The following is a 20553-nucleotide window of genomic DNA, read 5'->3' as shown; positions in this document are numbered from 1 at the left end:
AACCTGTCATCCATGTTGCCCACCTCTTCCATTACCGAATCGCTGCTCGCCGTGGCACAGGCCCACGCCGACACGCAGCAGCCGCAAGCCACCTTCGATGCGATCAACGCAGCGGTGGCGGCAACGATCGGCCACCGGCTGTTCACCATCCTGGTTCATCACCGCGCGGCGCGCGAGTCAGAGCGCGTCTACACCAACATGCGCGAGGCCTATCCGGTGGGCGGGCGCAAGCCCATCACCGATTCGCCGTGGATGCAGCAAGTGATGCAACAAGGCCTGCCCTACATCGGCCGCAATGCCGACGACCTGCGCGACGTGTTCTACGACCACGAACTCATCGTGTCGCTGGGTTGCCGCAGCGTGCTGAACATTCCGCTGCGCTGGCAGGGCCAGACGCTGGGCACGCTGAACATGCTGCATGAAGAAAACTGGTACGGCACCGGGCACGTCGAGCTTGCGCGCGTGTTCGCGCAACTGGCGGTGCCGGCCGTGATGGCGCAACAAGCTCAGGAGTCCACGACATGACGAACACCGTACTTTTCAGGAACGCCAACCTGCTCGACCCGCTGCGCAACGAGCTGCTGGAGGGGCACGACATCCTGGTCGAACAGGGCGTGGTGCGCGAGGTCTCCGACAAGCCGCTTCACAGCAAGACGGCGCGGGTCATCGACGTGAAGGGCAAGACGGTGATGCCGGGCCTGATCGACCTGCACGTGCACGTGATCGCGGTGGAGCTGAACCTCTCGCGGCAGGTGCACATGCCCAATGTGCTCATCACGCTGCGCAGCGTGCCCATGATGCGCGGCATGCTGCGGCGCGGGTTCACCACGGTGCGCGACGCGGGCGGCGCGGGGTTCGCGTTCAAGCAGGCGATCGACGCCGGGCTCGCGCAGGGGCCACGGTTGTTCGTCTCGGGGCGCGCGCTGAGCCAGACCGGTGGCCACGGCGACATGCGGGCCCGCTCCGACTTTCTCGATGCGGGCGCGACCTGCTCGACCTGCGTGCGGGTCGGTGCGCTGGCGCGCGTGGTCGACGGTGTCGATGCGGTGCGCAGGGCCGTGCGCGAAGAGCTGCAGATGGGCGCGGACCAGATCAAGATCATGGCCTCCGGCGGCGTGGCGTCGCCCACCGACCCGGTGGGCGCCTTCGGCTACAGCGAGGATGAAATCCGCGCCATCGTGGCGGAGGCCGAGGCGCGCGGCACCTATGTGATGGCACACGCCTACACAGCAGCCGCCATCGCACGGGCCGTGCGCTGCGGCGTGCGCACCATCGAGCACGGCAACCTCGTGGACGAACCCACGGCGGCGCTGATGGCGCAACTGGGCGCCTACGCGGTGCCGACGCTGGTCACCTACGACGCGCTGGCCAACGAAGGCGAAAGCTACGGCCTGCCCAAGGAAAGCGTGGCCAAGGTGGCCGATGTGCGCGAGGCCGGCCTGCGCTCGCTGCAGATCTACAAGGCGGCCGGCGTGAAGATGGGCTTCGGCTCCGACCTGCTGGGCGAATCGCAGCGACTGCAGAGCGACGAGTTCCGCCTGCGCGCCGAAGTGCTATCGCCCGCCGAGGCCATCGCCAGCGCCACCACGGTCGGCGCCGAGGTACTGGGCATGTCCGATCGCCTCGGCCGGCTCGTGCCCGGCGCGCTGGCCGACATCCTGGTGGTCGACGGCAATCCGCTGCGCGATGTCGCCTGCCTGCTGGGCCAGGGCGAGCGCATCCCGCTGGTCATGAAGGAAGGCGTGGTCCAGTTCGACGAACTGGGGTGAGGCGCTTCGGCGCGCTCAGGGCTGCGGCAGCCACTCGCGCCACAACTGCAGCGCCTTGGCCTGGTAGCGCCGCGTCGCCACCAGCAGCGCGGCGCGTGGCTCGGGGGACATGAGTTCGGCCGGCAGCAGCGGATCGCGGATCAGGTGCGCGATGACGGCGCGCCCCAGCAACAGCGACTCTCGCACGGCCACTTCCAGCGGCTGGGTGCGCAGCCGCTTCTCGCTGCGCTCGAGCCCCGTCTGCAGTCGCTTGTAGTCGGCCGCCAGCGTGCGCACGTTCCACAGCTTGCGTGAGGCGGCCTGCGCCGCATCGTCCAGGTCGGCCAGCCGGAACACCAGCGCCTGCGGCGACAGGCCCAGCGCTTCGAGCTGCGTGCGTTCGGCCGCGAGCCCGCCCGCGAGGTTGTCGGGCCGGATGTGCAGGCGCTCGCGCAGCGGGGCAAAGCCGCGCAAGGTGAGCGCCAGGCTGTGGTGGCGCCAGGCCGTCTTTTCGGTGCGCGGCACGCTGGCGTCGTGCACGGCGAGCCAGTCGCCCTGCCATGCGATGGCCTGCGCCTGTTTGTGCTGCCAGTCGTCGACCGCGCGCGACAAGGCCGGCCCCGCGCGATTGAGGCGGTAGCTGCCGCGCTCGCCGCGCCCGATCTTGCCGTCGCTTGCCAGGCGCGTCAGCCCCACGCGAAGCGTGGTCTCGCCGATGCCCATGAGCGCCCCGGCCCGGCACAGGGCTTGCGAAGTCAGCGTGTCGCCGTGGGCCACCAGGAGGTCGAGGATCAGGTCCGACGCGCTCGGGACATCGACCGGAACATTACATATTTTGTCCATGTTTGCGTAATTGTGAAATATTTCCTACGATGGCCATGAACGATTGAACGTGTAATTTTGCCCCGAAAGGACCTCCTCATGGTCTCCCCCTATGTGAACTACGACGTGGACGGCACGGTCTGCACCATCACGCTGAACCGGCCCGACAAGCGCAATGCGGTCGACGGCACCGTGGCCGCCGGGCTGCGCGAAGCCTTCGAGCGCTTCGAGGCCGATGACGCCTTGCGCGTGGCGGTGCTGACCGGCGCGGGCGGCAACTTCTGCGCGGGCGCCGACCTCACCGCCGTGGGCGACCCCGCGCGCCGCAACGAACTCGACCGCGAAGGCGGCGGCAGCGGGCCGATGGGGCCGACGCGCATGGCGCTGTCGAAGCCACTGATTGCGGCAGTGAACGGCTATGCGGTGGCGGGCGGGCTCGAACTCGCATTGCTGGCCGACATGCGCGTGGCCGACGACGACGCCGTGCTCGGCGTGTTCTGCCGCCGCTGGGGCGTGCCGCTGATCGACGGCGGCACGGTGCGCCTGCCGCGCATCGTGGGCATGGGGCGCGCGCTCGACATGATCCTCACGGGCCGGCCGGTCGGTGCCGCAGAAGCGCTGGCGATGGGACTGGTCAACCGCGTCACGCCGCCCGGCGGTGCGCTCGCGGCCGCGCAGGAACTGGCGCGCCAGATCGCCGCCTTCCCGCAGCAATGCATGCTGACCGACCGCCAGTCCGCCTACGGGCAATGGGACCTGCCGCTGGCCGAGGCCCTGCGCCGCGAAGGCGCACAGGGCGTGCCGATCGTCTTTGCCGAGGGCGAAGCGGGTGCCGCGCGCTTCGCCGGCGGGGCCGGGCGTCATGGCGAGTTCAAGCGCTGAGCCGCGCACGCCATCCATAGAAACGACAGGAGAAACACCGTGCCTTCCACACCATCCGCCACCCTGCCTGCACGTGGCCCCACCTACCTCGACCTGATCCGCCGCGGCGCACTGCAGCACGGCCCGCGCACGGCCATCGTGTTCGGCGACAAGACGCTGACCTTCACCGAAGTCGACCGCCTGAGCAGCCAGCTTGCGCACGCACTGCACGCGGCCGGCGCGGTGCCGCACACGCGCGTGGCGCTGCTGCTGAACAACGGCCTGCACAGCGTGCCGCTGGACTTCGCCTGCGTGAAGGCCGGCATCAACCGCGTGCCGCTGAACTCGCGGCTGTCGCTGGCGGAACACGCGCGCATGCTCGCGGAAACCGGCAGCACGCACCTGGTGTTCGGCCCCGACCTTGCCGAGCGCGCAGCCGCCTTGCGCGAGGCCGTGCCCACGCTGGTGTGCATGGGGATGGGCGCGGCCCTTGCCGGCGCCGCCGATCTGCTCGCACAGGCCGCGTCATGCCCTGCTGATGCGCCCGCCTTCACGCCTTCGCACGACGACGTGGTGCTGACGCTGTTCACCTCGGGCACCACCGGCACGTTGAAAGCGGCGCAGCACACGCAGGCTTCTTACGCCGCGATCTGCCGCAACGTGCTGCTGAACCTGCTGCCCGCCACGCCCGACGACGCGATGCTGCACGCGGCCTCGCTGATCCATGCCAGCGGCGTGTTCGTACTGCCCTTCTGGCTGCGCGGCGGGCGCACGGTCATCCTGCCGGGCTTCGAGCCTGGCCTGTTCCTGCGCACGCTGCAGGCCCAGCGCATCACCGCCATCAACCTGGTGCCGACGATGCTGCAGATGCTGTTCGAGCTTCCCGACATCGGCGACACCGATGTGTCGGCCCTGCGCTACGTGATCTACGGCGCCTCGCCGATGCCGCGCGCGGTGATCCAGCGCGCGATGGCGGCCTGGGGTCGGCACCGCTTCTGGCAGTACTACGGCCAGACCGAGGTGCCGCTGTGCCTGGCGGTGCTGCGGCCCGAAGACCACACCGACGACCTGCTCGACACCTGCGGCCAGCCGGCGCTCGACATCGAGATGCGGCTGATCGACGAAGCGGGCAACGACGTGCCGCCGGGCACGCCGGGCGAGATCGCTGTGCGCGCGCCCTCTGCCGTGGCGGGCTACTACAACGCGGCCGCGCTCAATGCCGAGACCTTTGTCGAAGGCGGCTGGGTGCGCACGCGCGACGTGGGCGTGTTCGACGAACGCGGCTTCCTGCACCTGAAGGACCGCACCTCGGACATGATCATCAGCGGCGGCTACAACGTCTATCCGCGCGAGGTCGAGAACGCATTGATGACGCACGGGGCAGTGCGCGAATGCGCGGTGATCGGGCTGCCGCACGAGAAGTGGGTCGAGATCGTCACCGCCGTCGTGGTGCTGCGCGCCGGGCAGCAAGTGAACGAGGCCGAGTTGATCGCGCATGTGGCGGACCAGCTCGCGTCTTACAAGAAGCCGCAGCGCGTGCTGTTCGCGCAGGAGATTCCGAAGACGGCCGTGGGCAAGCTCAACCGCAGGCAGTTGCGCGAGAGCCTGCGCGACTGACGACTGGCCTGATCAAGCCCCGCGCCGCCTAAGTGCAGTGCGCAGCGCCTTCGCGAAACGTGGGTCGGCCATGGCGCCCACGTTGAAGCGCGACCAGCGCGACACCTGTGTCGAGTCGACGCTGAAGATGCGCCCCGGCGCCATCACGATCTTGCGCGGCAGCAGCTCGCGGGCGAAGGCCAGCGAGTCGTCCACCCCCGGCAGCGCGGCCCAGATGTAGAGCGACTGCGGGCTGCGCGCAAAGACCTCGGCATCCACCGTGTCGAACAGCTTGAGCGCGTTGCGCGTGGCTTCACCGAGCCGGTTCTGCAGGCGGTTCAGGTGCCGCTGGTAGTGCCCTTCGCTGAGGATCACGTCGACCGTGCGCTCGCTGTACTCCGAGCTGCTCACGTGGATCAGCGCCTTCAGGTCCGCAAGGTCGCTCGCCAGGTCGGCCCCGCAGGCGATGAAGCCCACGCGCAGCGCGGCCGAGAACGACTTCGAGAAGCTGCCGATGTAGATGGTGCGCTCCAGCTGGTCCAGCGCCGAGAGCCGCGGCAAGGCCGTGGGCTTGAAATCGGCCAGCGGGTCGTTCTCGACGATCAGCAGGTCGTACTTCTGCGCGAGCTGCAACACGCGAAACGCCTTGGCCGGCGAGATGTCGGAGCCCGTGGGGTTGTGCGCCAGCGACTGCGTGAAAAAGAGGCGCGGCCGCTCGGCAATCAGCAACTGCTCCAGCACGTCGAGGTCGGGGCCATCGGCCAGGCGGGGCACGGCCAGCATCTGCGCGCCCGCGAGCTTGAGCTTGCCGAACAACGGGTAGTAGCCGGGGTCGTCCACCAGCACCTTGCCGCCGGGCGGCACGAAGTAGCGGATGACGATGTCCATGGCCTCGTTGGCGCCGTGCGTCAGCACGATCTGCCGCGGCTCGGCGCCGATGCCGAAGTCGGCGAGCTTGCGCACGAGGTGGTCGCGCAGCGGCGCATAGCCGAAGCGGCTGCCATAGCGGAACAACGCGCCGAGCCCGGTGCGCACCACCTTCGGGTGGTACTTGTCCAGCCGCACGTCGGCCAGCCATTCGACCGGCGGAAAGCCGTCGCCCACGGCGATGGCGTCGGGCTGCGTCTTCAGTTGTTCACGCATGAGCCACACGATGTCCATGGCGCGGCCGAGGCTGCCGGCGTCTTCTTCCGCCGGCCTGGCGGCCTGCTTCTGCGGCAGCACGAAGTAGCCCGAACCACGGCGCGGCTCCACCAGCCCGCGCGACACCAGCAGCTCGAAGGCGGCGACGACGGTGTTCTTGGCGTAGTGGTGCAGTTGCGCGAGTTCGCGCAGCGAAGGCAGCTTGTCGCCGGCCTTGTAGGCGCCGCTGGCGATCTGGCGCGCGAGGGTGTCGGCGAGCGAATCGGCGATGGTGGTCATGGGCCGGGACTGTGACACAGCGCCCTGCCCTCGCGCACCACTGTCCGCACTGTCCCGCCAAACTGTGCCTTCCGCCGGCGGTACAGCCGACCTAAATTGCCTGCTCCCGAATTCATCTTCCGAAGAGACAAGCAACGATGGTCGCCGATTCCCGCATTCCCAACTTCCGCGCACTCACGCCCGCGCAGCGCTTCGCCCACATCGCGCAGGCTGCATCGCTCACCGACGACGAGGTGGCGCTGCTCGCCCAGCCCGGCGCATTGAGCGTGGACCGCGCCAACGGCATGGTCGAGAACGTGATCGGCACCTTCGAGCTGCCGCTGGGCGTGGCCGGCAACTTCACCGTCAACGGGCGCGACTACCTCGTGCCGATGGCGGTGGAAGAACCTTCGGTGGTGGCCGCTGCATCGTTCATGGCCAAGCTGGCGCGCGAGGGCGGCGGCTTCGAGGCATCGAGCACCGGGCCGCTGATGCGCGCGCAGGTGCAGGTGATCGGCATCACCGATCCGTACGGCGCGCGGCTCGCCTTGCTGCGTGCGCGCGACGAGATCCTGGCCGTGGCGAACAGCCGCGACAAGGTGCTGATCGGCCTGGGCGGTGGTTGCCGCGACATCGAGGTGCATGTGTTCGGCGACACGCCGCGCGGCGCGATGGTGGTGATGCACCTCGTCGTCGACGTGCGCGACGCGATGGGCGCGAACACCGTCAACACCATGGCCGAGGCGGTGTCGCCGCTGGTCGAGAAGCTCACGGGCGGCACGGTGCGCCTGCGCATTTTGTCGAACCTGGCCGACCTGCGGCTGGCGCGCGCGCGCGTGCGGCTTGCACCGTCCGTGCTGGCCACGCGCGAGCGCAGCGGCGAAGAAGTGGTCGAAGGCGTGATCGATGCGTACACCTTCGCCGCCATCGACCCCTACCGCGCGGCGACGCATAACAAGGGCATCATGAACGGCGTCGATCCGGTGATCGTCGCGACCGGCAACGACTGGCGCGCGGTGGAAGCCGGCGCGCATGCCTACGCCTGCCGCAGCGGGCGCTACACCTCGCTGACCACGTGGGAGAAAGACACGAGCGGCGCGCTGGTCGGCACCATCGAGATGCCGATGCCGGTGGGGCTGGTCGGCGGTGCGACGAAGACGCATCCGCTCGCGCGGCTCGCCTTGAAGATCCTCGACGTGAAGTCGGCGCAGGAGCTTGGCGAAGTCGCGGTGGCCGTGGGCCTCGCGCAGAACCTCGGCGCCCTGCGCGCGCTCGCCACCGAAGGCATCCAGCGCGGCCACATGGCGCTGCATGCCCGCAACATCGCACTGGTCGCGGGTGCCACGGGCGACGAGATCGACAGCGTCGCCAAGCAGATGGCGGCAGAGCACGACGTGCGCACCGACCGCGCCGTGGCACTGCTCGAAGCACTGCGCAAGAAGTAGGCAGGCGCACAACGGACCGCGGCCGAAACCGCGGCGGCCACGCAGGGTGGCCGTCACACAACCACAGACGGAGACAACGACAAATGAATGCAGACAGTGCAACGCCCGCCCGTTGGCGGCTGGTGGAGATATGGGGCGACACCGCCGACCTGGGCCACCTCGCGTGGTCGATCGTCATCGGTGTCGCGGTGAGCCTCACCGGCTACCTCGTGGCGAGCCGCGTGCTTGCCAGCGTGGTGAGCACGCCCGAGCTGGCGCGTGCCTACGCCATGCTCGCCGGTCTCGGCGGCTGCGTGGTGTCGGGCCTGATCTGCGCGAAGCTCTTCGCGCCGAAGCGCGAGGTGGTCGAAGGCACGGACCCCGATCCGCGCTGGCGCGAAGAAGTGCTGGCCGAACTGGCCGGCGAGCACGGCGACCTGGGCTCGGTGGACGACCTGCCGCCGTCGGTGGTGCGCGAGATGAAGGAACTGGAAATCTACGACCTGTTCGCGTCGTACAAGCCCCAGGCTCGCAGTACTGAAGGAGCCGCATCGTGATCGAAGCCGCCCTCCTCAACCAGATCCTCGTCGCCACCGGCATGGGCCTCGTGGGTGCCGTCGTGTTCGCGGCCATCGGCCTCGTCTCGGGCACCGACGAAACCACCACGCTCGCGCCGCTCACGCTGCTGGTGGTGCTGCTCGGCGTGCCGCCCGAAGGCGTGTTCACCTTCTTCCTGGCGGCGGCCGTGGCCAAGCACATGACGCATGCGGTGCCCACCGCGCTGCTCGGCATTCCGGGCGACACCATGGCCACGCCGCTGCTGCAGGACGCGAACGTGCTGCGCAACCTGGGCGTGCCGCACATCGCGCTGCGCAAGATGGTGTCGGGCGCGATCATCGCGGCGTTTCTCGCGGTGCCGCTGGCCGTGCTGTTCGCGGTGCTGCTGGCGCCGTATGGCGCGGCCATCACCAAGGCGGCGCCGTGGATCTTCGTGGTGGCTGCCGTGGCCATCGCCTATTTTTCGAGCGGGCGCTGGGCCTCGGTGGCCACGCTGGTGCCGTTCGTGATGGTCATCGTCGCGCTGCAGGCGCTCACCGGCAAGTACGGCGTGAAGCTCAGCATCAGCTACTTCCTGGGCATTGCCATCGGGCCGCTGGTGGCTGATTTGTTCTCGGTGATCTCGCCCGCCGCGCGTGCGCGCATGAAGCGCGACAAGGTCCGCACCTTCTCGCTCGCGCCCGACGTGAAGGGCTGGACGGGCTACTTCCCGAATCCGTTCAAGGTGCTCGACCGCACGCAGGTGAAGTGGACCGTTGCGACCGCCACGATCTCCAGCGCCACCTTCGTGTTCAGCCCGGTCGCGATGACGGTGGTGCTGGGCGAGTTGGTCGGCTCGCGCATCAAGCACGCATACCACCGGCTCACCACCACGCTGGCCGCGCGCAACGGTGTGACCGAGGCGACCTACATCGCCGAGGCGCTGATTCCGCTGATCGCCATCGGCCTGCCGTTGAGCCCGGTGGCCGCCGGGCCGGCGGCGCCGCTGTTCAATGCGCCGCCGGTATTCACCATCGACTCGGCCACGGGCCAGACCCACAACCTGCACAACCTGCTGAACCACTGGGAGTTCCTGGGCTACGGCATGCTGGCGGTGGTGCTTGCTGCGTTGGTGGCCTATCCGTTCACGATGAACTTCGCGCGCCGTGCTGCGCTGTTCGTCTCGCGCAAGGTGAGCCACGAAGCGATCATCGCGACCTTCGTTGGCCTGATCGTGGTGATCAGCGTGTGGGAAGGGCAGTTGCTCGGCCTGCTGGTGATCCTGACGATGGGGCTGCTAGGCGGGCTGCTGTCGCGTGCCATCGGGTTCAACACGGGCGTGCAGTTCATGGGCTACTACACGGCGGTGCTGACTGTGCCTGCGGTGATCAAGGCTTTTTCGTAGTCGTACTTTTGCTGAGCCTGCCGCTTGGGAGTGCTGCTGTTCAGGGCGGCACTCCCGCCGACACGGGGCTCTTTTTCGCGAATGTCCCCCGCTTCGCTCCTCCTTTATTTCGCGAAAAAGAGCCCCGTATCGACGTGAGCGCTCAGAGCAGTCGTTGATCGGCTGCACACCAGCAGCGTGTCCCTGTGCGAATGGCACCAGGTGCTCCCCGCAGCGAAATAAAGGAGGAGCGAAGCGGGGGACATTCGCGGAGGGGAGCACCTGGTGTCATTCGCACTCGCCCTGAACCTATCGGCGTTCAGCGCGCGGAGGCTGGCGGCGTGCGCTGCTTCCCGGGCACCGGCTTCTCAGGCTTGCCACCGCCGAACAGCTTTTCCACCTGCTGCCCCACGCGCGCGCCGATGGCGGTGCCCACGCCCGGCAGCACCGCGCTGCCGATGGCCGCGCCTGTGAGTGCCGCGCCGGTCAGCGACAGCTCGGGGTCACTCACCGTGCCGCCGATCTTGAGCGGCACGCCGACCACGCCATCGACGAGATCGACCGCCACCTCACCGTCCAGCTTGCGGTTGAACAGGCGCAGGTTGCCGCTTGCGGTGAGCACGCCCGAGCGCGCCTTGAGGTTGCTGTACTGCATCACCACGCCGTCGGCGGTGCCCTGGGTGTCGAGCGTGCCGGTGAGTTCGTCCAGCGCCGTGCGGCCGCCTCGGCTGATGCCGGCAGTGGTCACGGCCTTGGCAATGTCCAGCTTGGTGAGCGTGGCGGGCTGGACCGAGAAGGTGGTGCGGGTGTGCAGGCTGCGCACCAGCGCGGCCACGTCGTCGGCCTCGGCCACCAGCGTGGAACGGCCCGAGACCTTGCCGGCCAGCGAACTGCGGCGGTCGAAGGCCTGCAGCAGGCTTTCGATGTCGACCTGCCGGGGTTCGAGTTCGGCCGACACGCGCAGCTTGCCGTTGGCCAGCGTCTCGAAGCGCGTGACGCCATTGCCGGTGCCGCCGCCTGCGTCGATGCGGGTGCGCCAGCGGTCCTGCCCGGCTTCGCGGTCCAGCCGCAGGCGCGTCGGGGTCGATACGCCGGCGCGCTCGATGCGGGCCTGGCGCGGGCGCCATCCGGGGTCGAAGGTGACTTCACCGTCGTAGGCCAGTGCGATGTCGCGCCGGTCGATCCAGACCACGTCGCGCCAGCGCACCCGCTCCACGGGAACGGGCGCCAGCGTCCAGGGCGCGGGCAGCGCGACGGCATCGCCGCCCTCAGCCGGCTTGGGGCCCTTGCCGCGGAAGGCTTGCACCGAGGCGCGCGGCAACACCAGGCTGTCGATCTCGACGTCGTCGACGGCAATGACGCGGTGCAGCAGCGGCGCCAGCTTCAGTTGCAGGCTGAGCCGGCGCAAGGTGATCGGGCGGGGCTGGTCGGTGGCGATGTCGGTCAGCACCAGCGCGGGCACCGGCAGCAGCGACCAGCGGGCGCCGCCGATCTTCAGCGCCGTGCCGAAGCGCTTTTCAAACGCGGCGGAAATCTGCGTGGCCACTTCGGCGTCGGTGGGCAGCTTCGCGCGCACGACCAGCACCAGCACGCCAACCCCCAGCAGCAGCACGGCGGCGATGCCGATGAGCCAATGACGGAGGGGGCGCTTCATCGATCCAAGTTAACACGCAAAGGCGACTGCCAATGTCAGCCGCCGTCGCTATAGTTTCCCGACACCCTGTACCGGAAAGAACCGAATGCGTATCTGGAAAAAAGAAATCACCGTCGAAGAACTGACCCGCAACCACGTCGGCACCGCCGTCGCCACGCTGGGCATGGAGTTCCTGGAGGTGGGCGACGACTTCATCCGCGCCCGCGTGCCGGTCGACGAACGCACCCGCCAGCCCTACGGCATCCTGCACGGCGGTGTGTCGGTGGTGCTGGCCGAAACGCTGGGCTCCTGCGGCGCCCACTACTCGGCCCCCGAAGGCGACCGCGCCGTGGGCCTGGACATCAACGCCAACCACATCCGCTCGGTCACCAGCGGCTGGGTCATCGGCACCGCCCGGCCGGTGCACCGGGGGCGCACCACGCAGGTCTGGCAGATCGACCTGACAAACGAGGCGGGCGAGCTGACCTGCGTGTCGCGGATCACGATGGCGGTGCTGCAGCCGCGCTGAACGCACCTTCTCTTTTTACGGGCGTGGGCAACTGTTCAGGCGCTGCACCTGCCTGACCATGCGGCCGGTGCTCTCGGCAAGGCAGATGTTCCGCGCCGTGGGCTCCATGGAGCCGCCACCCCATTCCCGTGCCGCGCTCTTCGCGCAAGTCCGGTCGCGAGCGACCTTCCAGCGTTCGACCTTGGCGTCGATCGCGCCCTTGCACCCGGGGCGTTCGCGCGCCTTGTCCGCCATCACGCGATCGAGCTTCAGTTCAGCCGCCACGACATCGCGGTAGGCGCAGAAGTACATGCTCTGCTGGTCGGCCGCGCAATCTGCGGTCAGGCGGCGCAGTTCCTCCTCGGGAAGCTGGCTGCGCCGGGACAGTGCGGACAGGACTTCTTGAGCGGAAGGCGTCTCGACGGGCTTTTCGGAAGGCTGCGCGAGCGCCGAAGCGCAAAAGCTCATGGCGGCGAACCACAAGCACGCCGCAATACGTCCTGTGTTCACCGGGAAGGCGCGACCGGTTGAAACGGCATCACCTCTTCACGGCGCCGGTTCACGAGGCCGGAAGACCTGACCGCCCGTCCTCTGCGACCACTGGCATCTCTGGGATGAATGAAAACGTGATTTGTCATGTTCGTCGCCACATCCGCGTTGCTGCCGCGATCCGCGGCGTCGAGGGTTCTGCGCGCACCGGTCGGGCCCGCGTTGAAAGTAAAACTCACCAATGCGTCGAACTGCTCCTGCGTGAGCGGATGACGGGTCACGCGTCGCCGCACCGTCTCTTCGGCCGAGGCGACCCTGGAGGCCAGTGAAACATCCACTTGAGCGACCGTGACGGTGCGTCCCAGTTCTTCGGCGGTGCATCCGCCAAGGTGAGCCAGCGTGCCGGCACCGAAGGTGCAGTTGTTTGCCACGTCGTTGTAGTACCGCAGAACGACGCGCTCCCGGCGGCGAAGTTCAGACATGCCCGCGGCACTCATCCTCATGGTCTCGTTGGCCATTTTTCCTCCCGTTGTTGATGTTGTGACGCCGCGAGACTAGAGGCATGCGCCAGGCCGTCATACCCAATCCGTCACGGTCGGGCCGCAAATTGCCGGTTCACATTCTTCTCGCGCGTACGCCGGCCCCTGCTGTGCTCCCTGATGTTCAGCACGAGACGCTTCGACCACAATCACGCCCCGGGAGAGCCAGGGCGCGCTGGGACAAGCGCAGGCGATTCGACGACGACAACCACCAACCGACACCCCCTCAAGAGGAGCAAGAAGAATGTTCAACTGGACTGAAAGACCGGCGTCCGCGCTGGCCAACGGCGCGGTCATTGCGCCGGACGAGCGGCTGCCCTGGCTGCAGACCGGCGCGATGGGCGTGCAGCACGTCATCGCGATGTTCGGCGCCACGGTGCTGGCGCCGATCCTGATGGGCTTCAGCCCCAACATCGCGATCCTGATGAGCGGCATCGGCACGCTGATCTTCTATTTCGTGACCGGCGGCAAGGTGCCCAGCTACCTGGGTTCGAGCTTCGCCTTCATCGGCGTGGTGATCGCGGCCAGCGGCTATGCGGGCAAGGGCCCCAACGCCAACATCGCGGTGGCACTCGGCGGGATCATCGCCTGCGGGGTGGTCTACATCCTGATCGGCGCGCTGGTGCAGGCCATCGGCACAGGGTGGATCGAGCGCTTCATGCCGCCGGTGGTCACGGGCGCGGTGGTGGCGGTGATCGGGCTCAACCTGGCGAGCGTGCCGATCAAGAACATGGCGGCCAGCAATTTCGAGTCGTGGATGCAGGCGGTGACCTTCCTGTGCGTGGGCCTGGTGGCGGTGTTCGCGCGCGGCATGCTGCAGCGCCTGCTGATCCTGGCCGGACTGATCCTGGCCACGGTGGTCTACGCGGTGCTGACCAACGGCCTGGGCTGGGGCAAGCCGGTCGACCTGAGCGGCATCGCCAACGCGGCCTGGTTCGGCCTGCCGACCTTCACCACGCCGGTGTTCACGGCCAACGCGATGCTGCTGATCGCGCCGGTGGCGATCATCCTGGTGGCGGAAAACCTGGGCCACCTGAAGGCGGTGACGGCCATGACGGGCCGCAACCTCGATGCGTACATGGGCCGCGCCTTCATCGGCGACGGCATCGCCACGGTGGTGAGCGGCGCGGCTGGCGGAACGGGCGTGACGACCTATGCCGAGAACATCGGCGTGATGGCGGCCACGCGCATCTACTCCACCGCGGTGTTCGTGGTGGCGGCCATCATTGCGCTCGTGCTGGGCTTCAGCCCCAAGTTCGGCGCGCTGATCCAGGCGATTCCGCTGCCGGTGATGGGCGGCGTGAGCATCGTGGTGTTCGGCCTGATCGCCATTGCCGGCGCCAAGATCTGGGTCGACAACAAGGTCGACTTCTCGCAGAACAAGAACCTGATCGTGGCCGCGATCACGCTGATCATCGGCACGGGCGACTTCACGCTGAAGTTCGGCGACTTCGCGCTGGGCGGCATCGGAACCGCCACTTTCGGGGCGATCATCCTCTACGCGCTGCTGGGCAGATCGCGCAACGCCTGACCCCCGGGAAAGTGAAACGTGGTGCAAGAAGTGTTGTGCCAAGGGCTTCAAAGAGCGGCCGGTCACCGGCCGGAAGCCCGCGCCCGTTAGACTCCAACGCTTTTCGCACCGACGTTTTCCAATGGCCGATGTCTCCGCCGCGCGCACCAAGGCGGTTTTCGAATTCAAGAGCGCCACGCTGCCGCTGATTGCAGTGATCCTCAAGACGTCCGACCTGGACGTGCTGGCCGAGGCACTCGACGCCCAGCTGGCCGACTCGCCCGACTTCTTCGAGCAGGAGCCGGTGGTGATCGACCTCTCGCTGCTGCAGGCGCCAGAAGAAGGAGACGACGGCGCCACCAGCGCCGAAATCGACTTCGCCGCCCTGCGCAGCCTGCTGGCGCGCCACCAGACCCAGCCGATTGCGGTGCGCGGCGGCAACGCCGCCCAGAACGCCGCGGCCCGCGCCGCCGGCCTGTCGCTGGCGGCCATGCCCTCGGCGCCCGCGCCCCGCCCCCCTGCCCCGCCCGCCGAGGCCCCGACCGTGTCGGAAGCCCCGCAGATCGTGCGCGAAGTGCCGGTGCCGGCCAACGGCACGCTGCTGATCGACAAGCCGCTGCGCTCGGGCCAGCAGGTCTACGCCCGTGGCGGCGACGTGGTGGTGACGGCGGTGGTGAGCTTCGGCGCCGAGGTCATTGCCGACGGCAACGTGCATGTGTACGCACCGCTGCGCGGCAAGGCGATTGCCGGCGCGCGCGGCAACACCGAGGCGCGGATCTTCTCGACCTGCATGGAAGCGCAGCTGGTGGCCATCGCCGGGATCTACCGGACCAACGAGGTGCCGCTGCCCGACACGGTGCTGGGCAAGTCCGCCCAAGTGCGGCTGGACGGCAAGAAAATCGCGATCGACGCGATTCCCTGACCCGGATCACCGGCTCACGGAACGCGGCGACCCTGACAACCAACAACTGAATCGAAACAAGAAGGAATGGCCATGGCCAAAATTGTGGTGGTGACTTCGGGCAAGGGCGGCGTCGGCAAGACGACCACGAGCGCCAGCTTTGCATCGGGCCTGGCGCTCGCGGGCAAGAAGACGGCCGTGATCGACTTCGACGTGGGCCTGCGCAACCTCGACCTGATCATGGGCTGCGAACGCCGCGTGGTGTACGACCTGATCAACGTCATCCAGGGCGAAGCCAACCTGAGCCAGGCGCTCATCAAGGACAAGCAGTGCGACAACCTGTTCGTGCTGGCCGCCTCGCAGACGCGCGACAAGGAAGCCCTGACGCAGGAAGGCGTCGAGAAGATCCTGGCCGACCTGGCCGCGATGGACTTCGAATACATCGTCTGCGACTCGCCCGCCGGCATCGAGACCGGCGCCATGATGGCGATGTACTTCGCCGACGAGGCGCTGGTGGTGACCAACCCCGAAGTCTCTTCGGTGCGTGACTCGGACCGCATCCTGGGCATGCTCAGCAGCAAGACAAAGCGCGCCAAGGACGGCGGCGACCCGATCAAGGAGCACCTGCTGATCACCCGCTACAACCCGAACCGGGTCGCTGGCGGGCAGATGCTTTCGCTGGAAGACATCCAGGACATCCTGCGCATCAAGCTGATCGGCGTGATTCCCGAGTCGGAAAGCGTGCTGCATGCCTCCAACCAGGGCGTGCCCGCGATCCACGACAAGGACACCGACGTGGCGCAGGCCTACAGCGACGTGGTTGCGCGCTTTCTGGGTGAAGACAAGCCAATGCGCTTTGTCGACGCCGAGAAGCCGGGCTTCTTCAAGAGAATTTTCGGAGGCAAGTAGGCATGTCGTTTCTCTCGTTCCTGCTCGGCGAGAAGAAGAAGACTGCAAGCGTCGCGAAAGAGCGCCTGCAGATCATCCTCGCGCACGAGCGCTCCAGCCTCAGCGGCAAAAGGCGCCCCGACTATCTGCCAGAACTCCAGCGCGAGCTGGTGGCGGTGATTTCCAAGTACGTGTCGATCAACGCGAACGACATCAAGGTGCACCTGGAAACCCAGGACAACCTCGAAGTGCTCGACATCAAGATCGAGCTGCCCGACCCTGCCCCTACGCCGGCGCGCTGAGAAGCGGCGACCAGGGGAAGAAGCGAAAGCGCACCGACGGGTCTTGCAGGACCCGCTCGGACAGCGCGCGCTCCCACGCCAGGTAATCGGCCCAGGCCGCGTCGCGGCGCGGACCGAACACCCGCATCACCGAGCCCCAGTCGTCATCGAACGGGGTCAGGAGCTGGGCCGGCACGAAAGCGGTCGTCAGCGGCCGCCCTGAGGCCTTCCAGCCCTGCGTTCCGCCCTGGAGCCAGGTGAACACCGCCCCCGAACCCGGCCAGCGCCGGTGCGCATCGCGCGCCACGCGGGCTGCTGTTGCGCCGTCCGGCGAGGTGAAGACCAGCGTGCGGCCGGGCGCGGCATGTCCGGCCAGGGGCGCGAGCGAAGCCGGGAGCATGTAGAGCGCGCCGGGCAGATGGCCGCGTTCGTAATCCAGGCTGGGGCCGACGTCGATCACCGTGACGGCGCCGTTCCTGCGCAGTTGGGCAAGGCCTGCGTGGTCGAGTCCTTGGGGCGCCTCTTTCACGGTAATCGGTGTTGCGGGCGGGGCCTGTTCCGGCAGGAAGGCATCGCCGTCGTAGATGTGCACCTCGGCCTGATTGAGCTGCGTGAGCCAGAAGCTGGTGACGGCCGCGCGCAGCCGATGGGCCGGGTCGTCGAGCAGCACGATGCGCGCGCCGCGCGTGCCGATGAGGTTCTCGAAATGCATCAGCAACTGGCCGCCGGGCACCTGCTGCACGGCCGTGCCCGCGAGGGCCGGGTCGGCGGTGGGTCGCACGTCGAAGATGTAGAGCGTGCGCGTGTCGTCGGCACGCCAGCGGGCAAGCTGTCCGGCATCGGCCACCGACAGGGCGAAGCGTTCGATGAGGTCGTCGGCGATGCGGCGCAGCACCTGGGGCGACTCGGGCGGAAGCTCGTCGTCGGGCGCGGCGTTCTGGACGGTCGGCGCGCCTTGCAGGCCCCAGGCCATGACGCCGTCCTCGACGAACACCGCTTCGGGCGCATGGCCAAGCAGCCGCAGCGTGGTCGCGCCGATGATGCCGCGCGTGCGGCTGAAGCAGTTGATGGCCCACACATGGGCAGTCTCGCGTGGCGCGAAGTGGCGCAGTGCCAGTTCGGTCCCGGCGTGGTTGCGCGCGCCGGGCAGCGACAGGAACTCGAATTCAGCGCGCGGCCGTGCGTCGATCAGCGTGGTCGGCAGGCCGTCGCGCTGGCGTGTCCGCAGCGCCTCCGTGGACAGGGCCGGCGTGCCGTAGTGCAGGCGGGCGCGGTCCCCGAAGGCCTTGACCAGCGTGCCGTAGCCGTCGATGGCGGGCAGGCCCTCGGTCACCCAGCGTTGCAGGCCGCCGTCGAGTGTGCGCACGTCGGTGTAGCCGATGCGCGCGAGCAAGGCTGCCGCGGCCTGTGCTGCGCCATCGGGCGTGTTGTAGTCGTCGTAGAGCACGACGGGTGTGGAGCGGCGCGGCACCAACGCGCCGATCTGCAGTTCGAGGCCGCTGAACGGTGCGTTGCGCGCGAGATTCGGGTGGCGCTGCACGAACCAGCGGGTTTCGCGCACGTCGAGCAAGGCCAGCTCTGCTGGGGGTTCTGCCAGCAGCAAGGTCTGCAGTTCGGCGGGGGGTATGGCCTTCTTTTCGGTCCAGCTCATTTCGGTTTTTTACTACGTTGGGGGTGCTGTGTTTTGAACGCTGCTTGTTCGGGGCGAGTGCGAATGACACCAGGAGCTCCCCTCCGCGAATGTCCCCCGCTTCGCTCCTCCTTTATTTCGCTGCGGGGAGCACCTGGTGTCATTCGCACAGGGGCACGCTGCTGGTGAATCACTGATCAACGACTACTCTGTCCAACGCTCGTGCCGCCCTGAACAACGCACTTCAAACACGACAAACCGCGAAGCAAGATCCATCCCCGTATCAGTTCGGCTGAATCCCCGCCTGCTTCACGACAGCCGTCCACTTGACCGTCTCGGTCTGGATGAAGCGGCCGAACTCCTCAGGCGTATTGCCCACGGTGAACGCGCCGATGTCGTCATAGCGCCTCTTGAAATCAGCCGACTGCACGATGTCGCGCAACTCGCGCGACAGCCGCTGCACCAACGGCGCCGGCGTGCCGCTGCGCACCACCACGCCGTACCAGGACGTGACCTCGAAATCGGGCAAGCCCGCTTCGGCGGTCGTCGGCACATCGGGCAGCCACGGCGCGCGCGTCCTGTAGGCCACGGCCAGCGGCTTCAGGGTGCCGGCCTTCACGAAAGGAATCGCGGTGATCACCTCGTTGAAGATGAACTGCGTCTGGCCGCCCAGCAGGTCGTTGATGGCCGGCGCGCTGCCCTGGTAAGGAATGGCGGTGAAGTCGGCGCCGGTCTGCGTCTTCAGCAGCTCGCCCGCGAGGTGCGAGTACGCGCCGACGCTGATGCCGTAGTTGACCTTGCCGGGGTGCTTCTTCGAATAGTCGATCAACTCGCGCGGCGTATTGATCGACAGCTTCGGATTGACCAGCAGCACCTGCGGCGTCTGCACCAGCAGCGACACCGGTGTGAAGTCGCGCGCGAGGTCGTAGCTCAACTGCTTGAAGAGCGCGGGCTGCACCGTGAGATTGGACGCGGGCGCCAGCAGCAACGTGTAGCCATCGGCCGGCTGGCGCGCCACGTATTCGAAGCCGATGTTGCCGGCCGCGCCGCTGCGGTTTTCGACCACCACCGCCTGCTTGAGCCGCTGCTGGAGCTGTTCGGCGACCTCACGCGCGATCTTGTCGGCAATGCCGCCAGCCGGATAGGGAACGACGACGCGGATGGTTTTGGTCGGGTAGTCGTCCACGGTGGCGGCGTGGGCGGGCGCGAAGCTCAACAGCGCGGACGACGACAACGCCCCCAGCAGAACGGCAAGGCGGGAGAGAGAGGGTTTCATGGGGCAGGAGACGCGAAGACAGACGGAAGCGCCAGGAGCGCAGCAAAGACGTCGAGCGTAGGACGCAGGGTCCCCGGGCCGGAACGAAGTTTCACGACATTGCTTATGCGAAATGCGCGCATGCAAGCGGGTTCTTCATACCTAGGATCGCAGTCCTCGCACCATGACTTCGACCGCCGAACCGTCGCCCGCGCCAACGCGCGCACCCACTGCCAAGCGCCAGCACTGGTGGTGGCACTACGAAGTGCCCACACTGCTGCTGGCGGCCGCGCTGTACGTTGCGTGGGCCGCGCTGCTGTGGTGGCACGCGGCCTTGCCGGGCTGGGCGTTGTTCGTGCTCGGCGGCTTTCTCGCGCAACTGCACTTCTCGCTGCAGCACGAGAGCATCCACGCGATGCGCCATCTGCCGACCTGGCTGCGCCATGCCGTCGTGTGGCCGCCGCTCAACCTGTGGCTGCCCTACCCCTTCTACAACCGCGGCCACAGTTCGCACCACGTCAACTTCCACCTGACGCATCCCGAGCGCGACACAGAAAGCGCCTATCACTCGGCACCCGCATGGGCCGGCTACGGGCCGGTGTGGCGGTGGATCTACATGGCGAACCAGACGATCGCGTTCCGCGTGGTGCTGGGGCCGTTCCTGCGGCTGTGGAAGCTGGTGCGCTTCGAGCTGGGGCAGGTTCTTTCGGGTAATTTCTCGCGCCTGCCGACATGGGGCTGGCATGCGCTGAGCGTGGCGCCGGTGCTGTACTACGTGACCGTGGTCTGCGGCATGGGCATTGGCGAATACCTGCTGTACTTCGTCTACCCCGGGATGATGCTGGGCTCGCTGCGCACCTTCACCGAGCACCGCTGGGCCGACACGCCGCACGAACGCGTGGCCATCGTCGAGTCGAACATCGTCTTCGGCCTGCTCTACCTCTTCAACAACCTGCACCATGTGCATCACCGTGCGCCGACGATGCCCTGGTACGAGATCCCGGTGTACTTCCGGCGCCATCGCGCGGCGGTGCTGGAAGCGAACGGCCATTTCTACTACCGGGGGTACGGGCAGATCGTGTGGCGGCATCTGTTCAGGCCGGTGTTCACGCCGGTTCATCCGACGTGGTAGCTGGCAGCTGGCCC

20 protein-coding genes are annotated in these 20553 nt (G+C 67.8%); 13 read left to right on the top strand and 7 right to left on the bottom strand.

Annotation, left to right across the window (positions count from 1 at the left end):
• The first annotated feature begins 12 nt into the window (after nucleotides 1-12).
• Together ACSFB7_RS16290 and ACSFB7_RS16285 are read left to right on the top strand one after the other, a co-directional pair.
• The gene (locus ACSFB7_RS16290) at nucleotides 13-525 is read left to right on the top strand and encodes a GAF domain-containing protein (RefSeq protein ID WP_435471819.1); all 513 of its coding nucleotides are present in this window, start codon (nucleotides 13-15) and stop codon (nucleotides 523-525) included.
• Nucleotides 522-1769 (top strand): metal-dependent hydrolase family protein, encoded by a 1248-nt coding sequence (locus ACSFB7_RS16285; RefSeq protein ID WP_435471817.1) that lies wholly within the window; start codon nucleotides 522-524, stop codon nucleotides 1767-1769. Before ACSFB7_RS16290 ends, ACSFB7_RS16285 begins: the two co-directional genes overlap by 4 nt.
• Nucleotides 1770-1784: 15 nt before the next feature.
• Here the strand turns inward: ACSFB7_RS16285 and ACSFB7_RS16280 are convergent, their stop codons facing one another.
• Complete coding sequence (locus ACSFB7_RS16280) at nucleotides 1785-2591, bottom strand: PaaX family transcriptional regulator (protein ID WP_435471815.1); 807 nt, start codon at nucleotides 2589-2591, stop codon at nucleotides 1785-1787.
• 78 nt (nucleotides 2592-2669) lie between these two features.
• Here ACSFB7_RS16280 and ACSFB7_RS16275 point away from each other — a divergent pair, with 78 nt between their 5' ends.
• Nucleotides 2670-3452 (top strand): crotonase/enoyl-CoA hydratase family protein, encoded by a 783-nt coding sequence (locus tag ACSFB7_RS16275; protein WP_435471813.1) that lies wholly within the window; start codon nucleotides 2670-2672, stop codon nucleotides 3450-3452.
• A gap of 39 nt (nucleotides 3453-3491) precedes the next feature.
• Complete coding sequence (locus tag ACSFB7_RS16270) at nucleotides 3492-5048, top strand: class I adenylate-forming enzyme family protein (protein WP_435471811.1); 1557 nt, start codon at nucleotides 3492-3494, stop codon at nucleotides 5046-5048.
• Between the two features lie 12 nt (nucleotides 5049-5060).
• Here ACSFB7_RS16270 and ACSFB7_RS16265 read toward each other — a convergent pair whose 3' ends face one another.
• On the bottom strand, nucleotides 5061-6449 hold the full coding sequence (locus ACSFB7_RS16265) for an aminotransferase-like domain-containing protein (protein WP_435471809.1): 1389 nt from the start codon (nucleotides 6447-6449) through the stop codon (nucleotides 5061-5063).
• 137 nt (nucleotides 6450-6586) lie between these two features.
• On the opposite strand from ACSFB7_RS16265, the gene ACSFB7_RS16260 reads away from it, so the two are divergent.
• The 3 genes from ACSFB7_RS16260 (at nucleotide 6587) to ACSFB7_RS16250 (ending at nucleotide 9794) form a co-directional block, all read left to right on the top strand.
• Nucleotides 6587-7873 (top strand): hydroxymethylglutaryl-CoA reductase, degradative, encoded by a 1287-nt coding sequence (locus ACSFB7_RS16260; RefSeq protein ID WP_435471807.1) that lies wholly within the window; start codon nucleotides 6587-6589, stop codon nucleotides 7871-7873.
• Nucleotides 7874-7956: 83 nt separating this feature from the next.
• On the top strand, nucleotides 7957-8409 hold the full coding sequence (locus ACSFB7_RS16255; RefSeq protein ID WP_435471805.1) for a hypothetical protein: 453 nt from the start codon (nucleotides 7957-7959) through the stop codon (nucleotides 8407-8409).
• Entirely contained in the window at nucleotides 8409-9794 is a 1386-nt protein-coding gene (locus tag ACSFB7_RS16250) for a tripartite tricarboxylate transporter permease (RefSeq protein WP_435471890.1), read from the top strand. The genes ACSFB7_RS16255 and ACSFB7_RS16250 overlap by 1 nt, the downstream gene beginning before the upstream one ends.
• Nucleotides 9795-10092: 298 nt before the next feature.
• On the opposite strand, the gene ACSFB7_RS16245 is transcribed toward ACSFB7_RS16250, so the two are convergent.
• Nucleotides 10093-11427 (bottom strand): AsmA family protein, encoded by a 1335-nt coding sequence (locus ACSFB7_RS16245; protein ID WP_435471803.1) that lies wholly within the window; start codon nucleotides 11425-11427, stop codon nucleotides 10093-10095.
• Nucleotides 11428-11512: 85 nt separating this feature from the next.
• Between ACSFB7_RS16245 and ACSFB7_RS16240 the strand changes: the two genes are divergently transcribed.
• A complete protein-coding gene (locus ACSFB7_RS16240; protein WP_093242088.1) occupies nucleotides 11513-11935 on the top strand; it encodes a hotdog fold thioesterase in 423 nt (140 codons plus the stop codon).
• A gap of 15 nt (nucleotides 11936-11950) precedes the next feature.
• Here ACSFB7_RS16240 and ACSFB7_RS16235 read toward each other — a convergent pair whose 3' ends face one another.
• Together ACSFB7_RS16235 and ACSFB7_RS16230 are read right to left on the bottom strand one after the other, a co-directional pair.
• Complete coding sequence (locus tag ACSFB7_RS16235; protein WP_435471800.1) at nucleotides 11951-12397, bottom strand: lysozyme inhibitor LprI family protein; 447 nt, start codon at nucleotides 12395-12397, stop codon at nucleotides 11951-11953.
• Nucleotides 12398-12420: 23 nt separating this feature from the next.
• A complete protein-coding gene (locus ACSFB7_RS16230; RefSeq protein WP_435471798.1) occupies nucleotides 12421-12921 on the bottom strand; it encodes a glycoside hydrolase family protein in 501 nt (166 codons plus the stop codon).
• 265 nt (nucleotides 12922-13186) lie between these two features.
• Here ACSFB7_RS16230 and ACSFB7_RS16225 point away from each other — a divergent pair, with 265 nt between their 5' ends.
• From ACSFB7_RS16225 to minE, 4 genes are all read left to right on the top strand, one after another.
• On the top strand, nucleotides 13187-14473 hold the full coding sequence (locus ACSFB7_RS16225; protein ID WP_435471796.1) for a solute carrier family 23 protein: 1287 nt from the start codon (nucleotides 13187-13189) through the stop codon (nucleotides 14471-14473).
• Nucleotides 14474-14594: 121 nt separating this feature from the next.
• A complete protein-coding gene (minC, locus tag ACSFB7_RS16220; RefSeq protein WP_435471794.1) occupies nucleotides 14595-15374 on the top strand; it encodes a septum site-determining protein MinC in 780 nt (259 codons plus the stop codon).
• Between the two features lie 72 nt (nucleotides 15375-15446).
• On the top strand, nucleotides 15447-16262 hold the full coding sequence (gene minD / locus ACSFB7_RS16215; protein ID WP_435471792.1) for a septum site-determining protein MinD: 816 nt from the start codon (nucleotides 15447-15449) through the stop codon (nucleotides 16260-16262).
• 2 nt (nucleotides 16263-16264) lie between these two features.
• A complete protein-coding gene (gene minE, locus ACSFB7_RS16210; protein ID WP_435471790.1) occupies nucleotides 16265-16543 on the top strand; it encodes a cell division topological specificity factor MinE in 279 nt (92 codons plus the stop codon).
• On the opposite strand, the gene ACSFB7_RS16205 is transcribed toward minE, so the two are convergent.
• Both ACSFB7_RS16205 and ACSFB7_RS16200 read right to left on the bottom strand, forming a co-directional pair.
• On the bottom strand, nucleotides 16527-18173 hold the full coding sequence (locus ACSFB7_RS16205; RefSeq protein ID WP_435471788.1) for a rhodanese-like domain-containing protein: 1647 nt from the start codon (nucleotides 18171-18173) through the stop codon (nucleotides 16527-16529). The genes minE and ACSFB7_RS16205 overlap by 17 nt on opposite strands.
• A gap of 262 nt (nucleotides 18174-18435) precedes the next feature.
• Complete coding sequence (locus tag ACSFB7_RS16200) at nucleotides 18436-19428, bottom strand: Bug family tripartite tricarboxylate transporter substrate binding protein (RefSeq protein WP_435471786.1); 993 nt, start codon at nucleotides 19426-19428, stop codon at nucleotides 18436-18438.
• 163 nt (nucleotides 19429-19591) lie between these two features.
• Between ACSFB7_RS16200 and ACSFB7_RS16195 the strand changes: the two genes are divergently transcribed.
• A complete protein-coding gene (locus ACSFB7_RS16195) occupies nucleotides 19592-20539 on the top strand; it encodes a fatty acid desaturase (RefSeq protein WP_435471784.1) in 948 nt (315 codons plus the stop codon).
• Nucleotides 20540-20553 lie beyond the last annotated feature (14 nt).

The organism is Variovorax raffinosi (assembly GCF_051216615.1).
Classification (GTDB): domain Bacteria; phylum Pseudomonadota; class Gammaproteobacteria; order Burkholderiales; family Burkholderiaceae_C; genus Variovorax.
The sequence above is the reverse complement of the archived record's forward strand: the minus strand, read 5'-3'. Positions and strand labels throughout refer to the sequence as shown.

Bases quoted from the DNA above. Each gene is read 5' to 3' on its own strand.
- ACSFB7_RS16255 (WP_435471805.1), top strand. From the start codon at position 7,957: ATGAATGCAGACAGTGCAACGCCCGCCCGTTGGCGGCTGGTGGAGATA.
- ACSFB7_RS16205 (WP_435471788.1), bottom strand. From the start codon at position 18,173: ATGAGCTGGACCGAAAAGAAGGCCATACCCCCCGCCGAACTGCAGACC.
- ACSFB7_RS16260 (WP_435471807.1), top strand. From the start codon at position 6,587: ATGGTCGCCGATTCCCGCATTCCCAACTTCCGCGCACTCACGCCCGCG.
- ACSFB7_RS16280 (WP_435471815.1), bottom strand. From the start codon at position 2,591: ATGGACAAAATATGTAATGTTCCGGTCGATGTCCCGAGCGCGTCGGAC.
- ACSFB7_RS16240 (WP_093242088.1), top strand. From the start codon at position 11,513: ATGCGTATCTGGAAAAAAGAAATCACCGTCGAAGAACTGACCCGCAAC.
- ACSFB7_RS16265 (WP_435471809.1), bottom strand. From the start codon at position 6,449: ATGACCACCATCGCCGATTCGCTCGCCGACACCCTCGCGCGCCAGATC.
- minD (WP_435471792.1), top strand. From the start codon at position 15,447: ATGGCCAAAATTGTGGTGGTGACTTCGGGCAAGGGCGGCGTCGGCAAG.
- ACSFB7_RS16275 (WP_435471813.1), top strand. From the start codon at position 2,670: ATGGTCTCCCCCTATGTGAACTACGACGTGGACGGCACGGTCTGCACC.
- ACSFB7_RS16195 (WP_435471784.1), top strand. From the start codon at position 19,592: ATGACTTCGACCGCCGAACCGTCGCCCGCGCCAACGCGCGCACCCACT.
- ACSFB7_RS16285 (WP_435471817.1), top strand. From the start codon at position 522: ATGACGAACACCGTACTTTTCAGGAACGCCAACCTGCTCGACCCGCTG.
- ACSFB7_RS16200 (WP_435471786.1), bottom strand. From the start codon at position 19,428: ATGAAACCCTCTCTCTCCCGCCTTGCCGTTCTGCTGGGGGCGTTGTCG.
- ACSFB7_RS16245 (WP_435471803.1), bottom strand. From the start codon at position 11,427: ATGAAGCGCCCCCTCCGTCATTGGCTCATCGGCATCGCCGCCGTGCTG.
- minC (WP_435471794.1), top strand. From the start codon at position 14,595: ATGGCCGATGTCTCCGCCGCGCGCACCAAGGCGGTTTTCGAATTCAAG.
- ACSFB7_RS16290 (WP_435471819.1), top strand. From the start codon at position 13: ATGTTGCCCACCTCTTCCATTACCGAATCGCTGCTCGCCGTGGCACAG.
- ACSFB7_RS16225 (WP_435471796.1), top strand. From the start codon at position 13,187: ATGTTCAACTGGACTGAAAGACCGGCGTCCGCGCTGGCCAACGGCGCG.
- minE (WP_435471790.1), top strand. From the start codon at position 16,265: ATGTCGTTTCTCTCGTTCCTGCTCGGCGAGAAGAAGAAGACTGCAAGC.
- ACSFB7_RS16230 (WP_435471798.1), bottom strand. From the start codon at position 12,921: ATGGCCAACGAGACCATGAGGATGAGTGCCGCGGGCATGTCTGAACTT.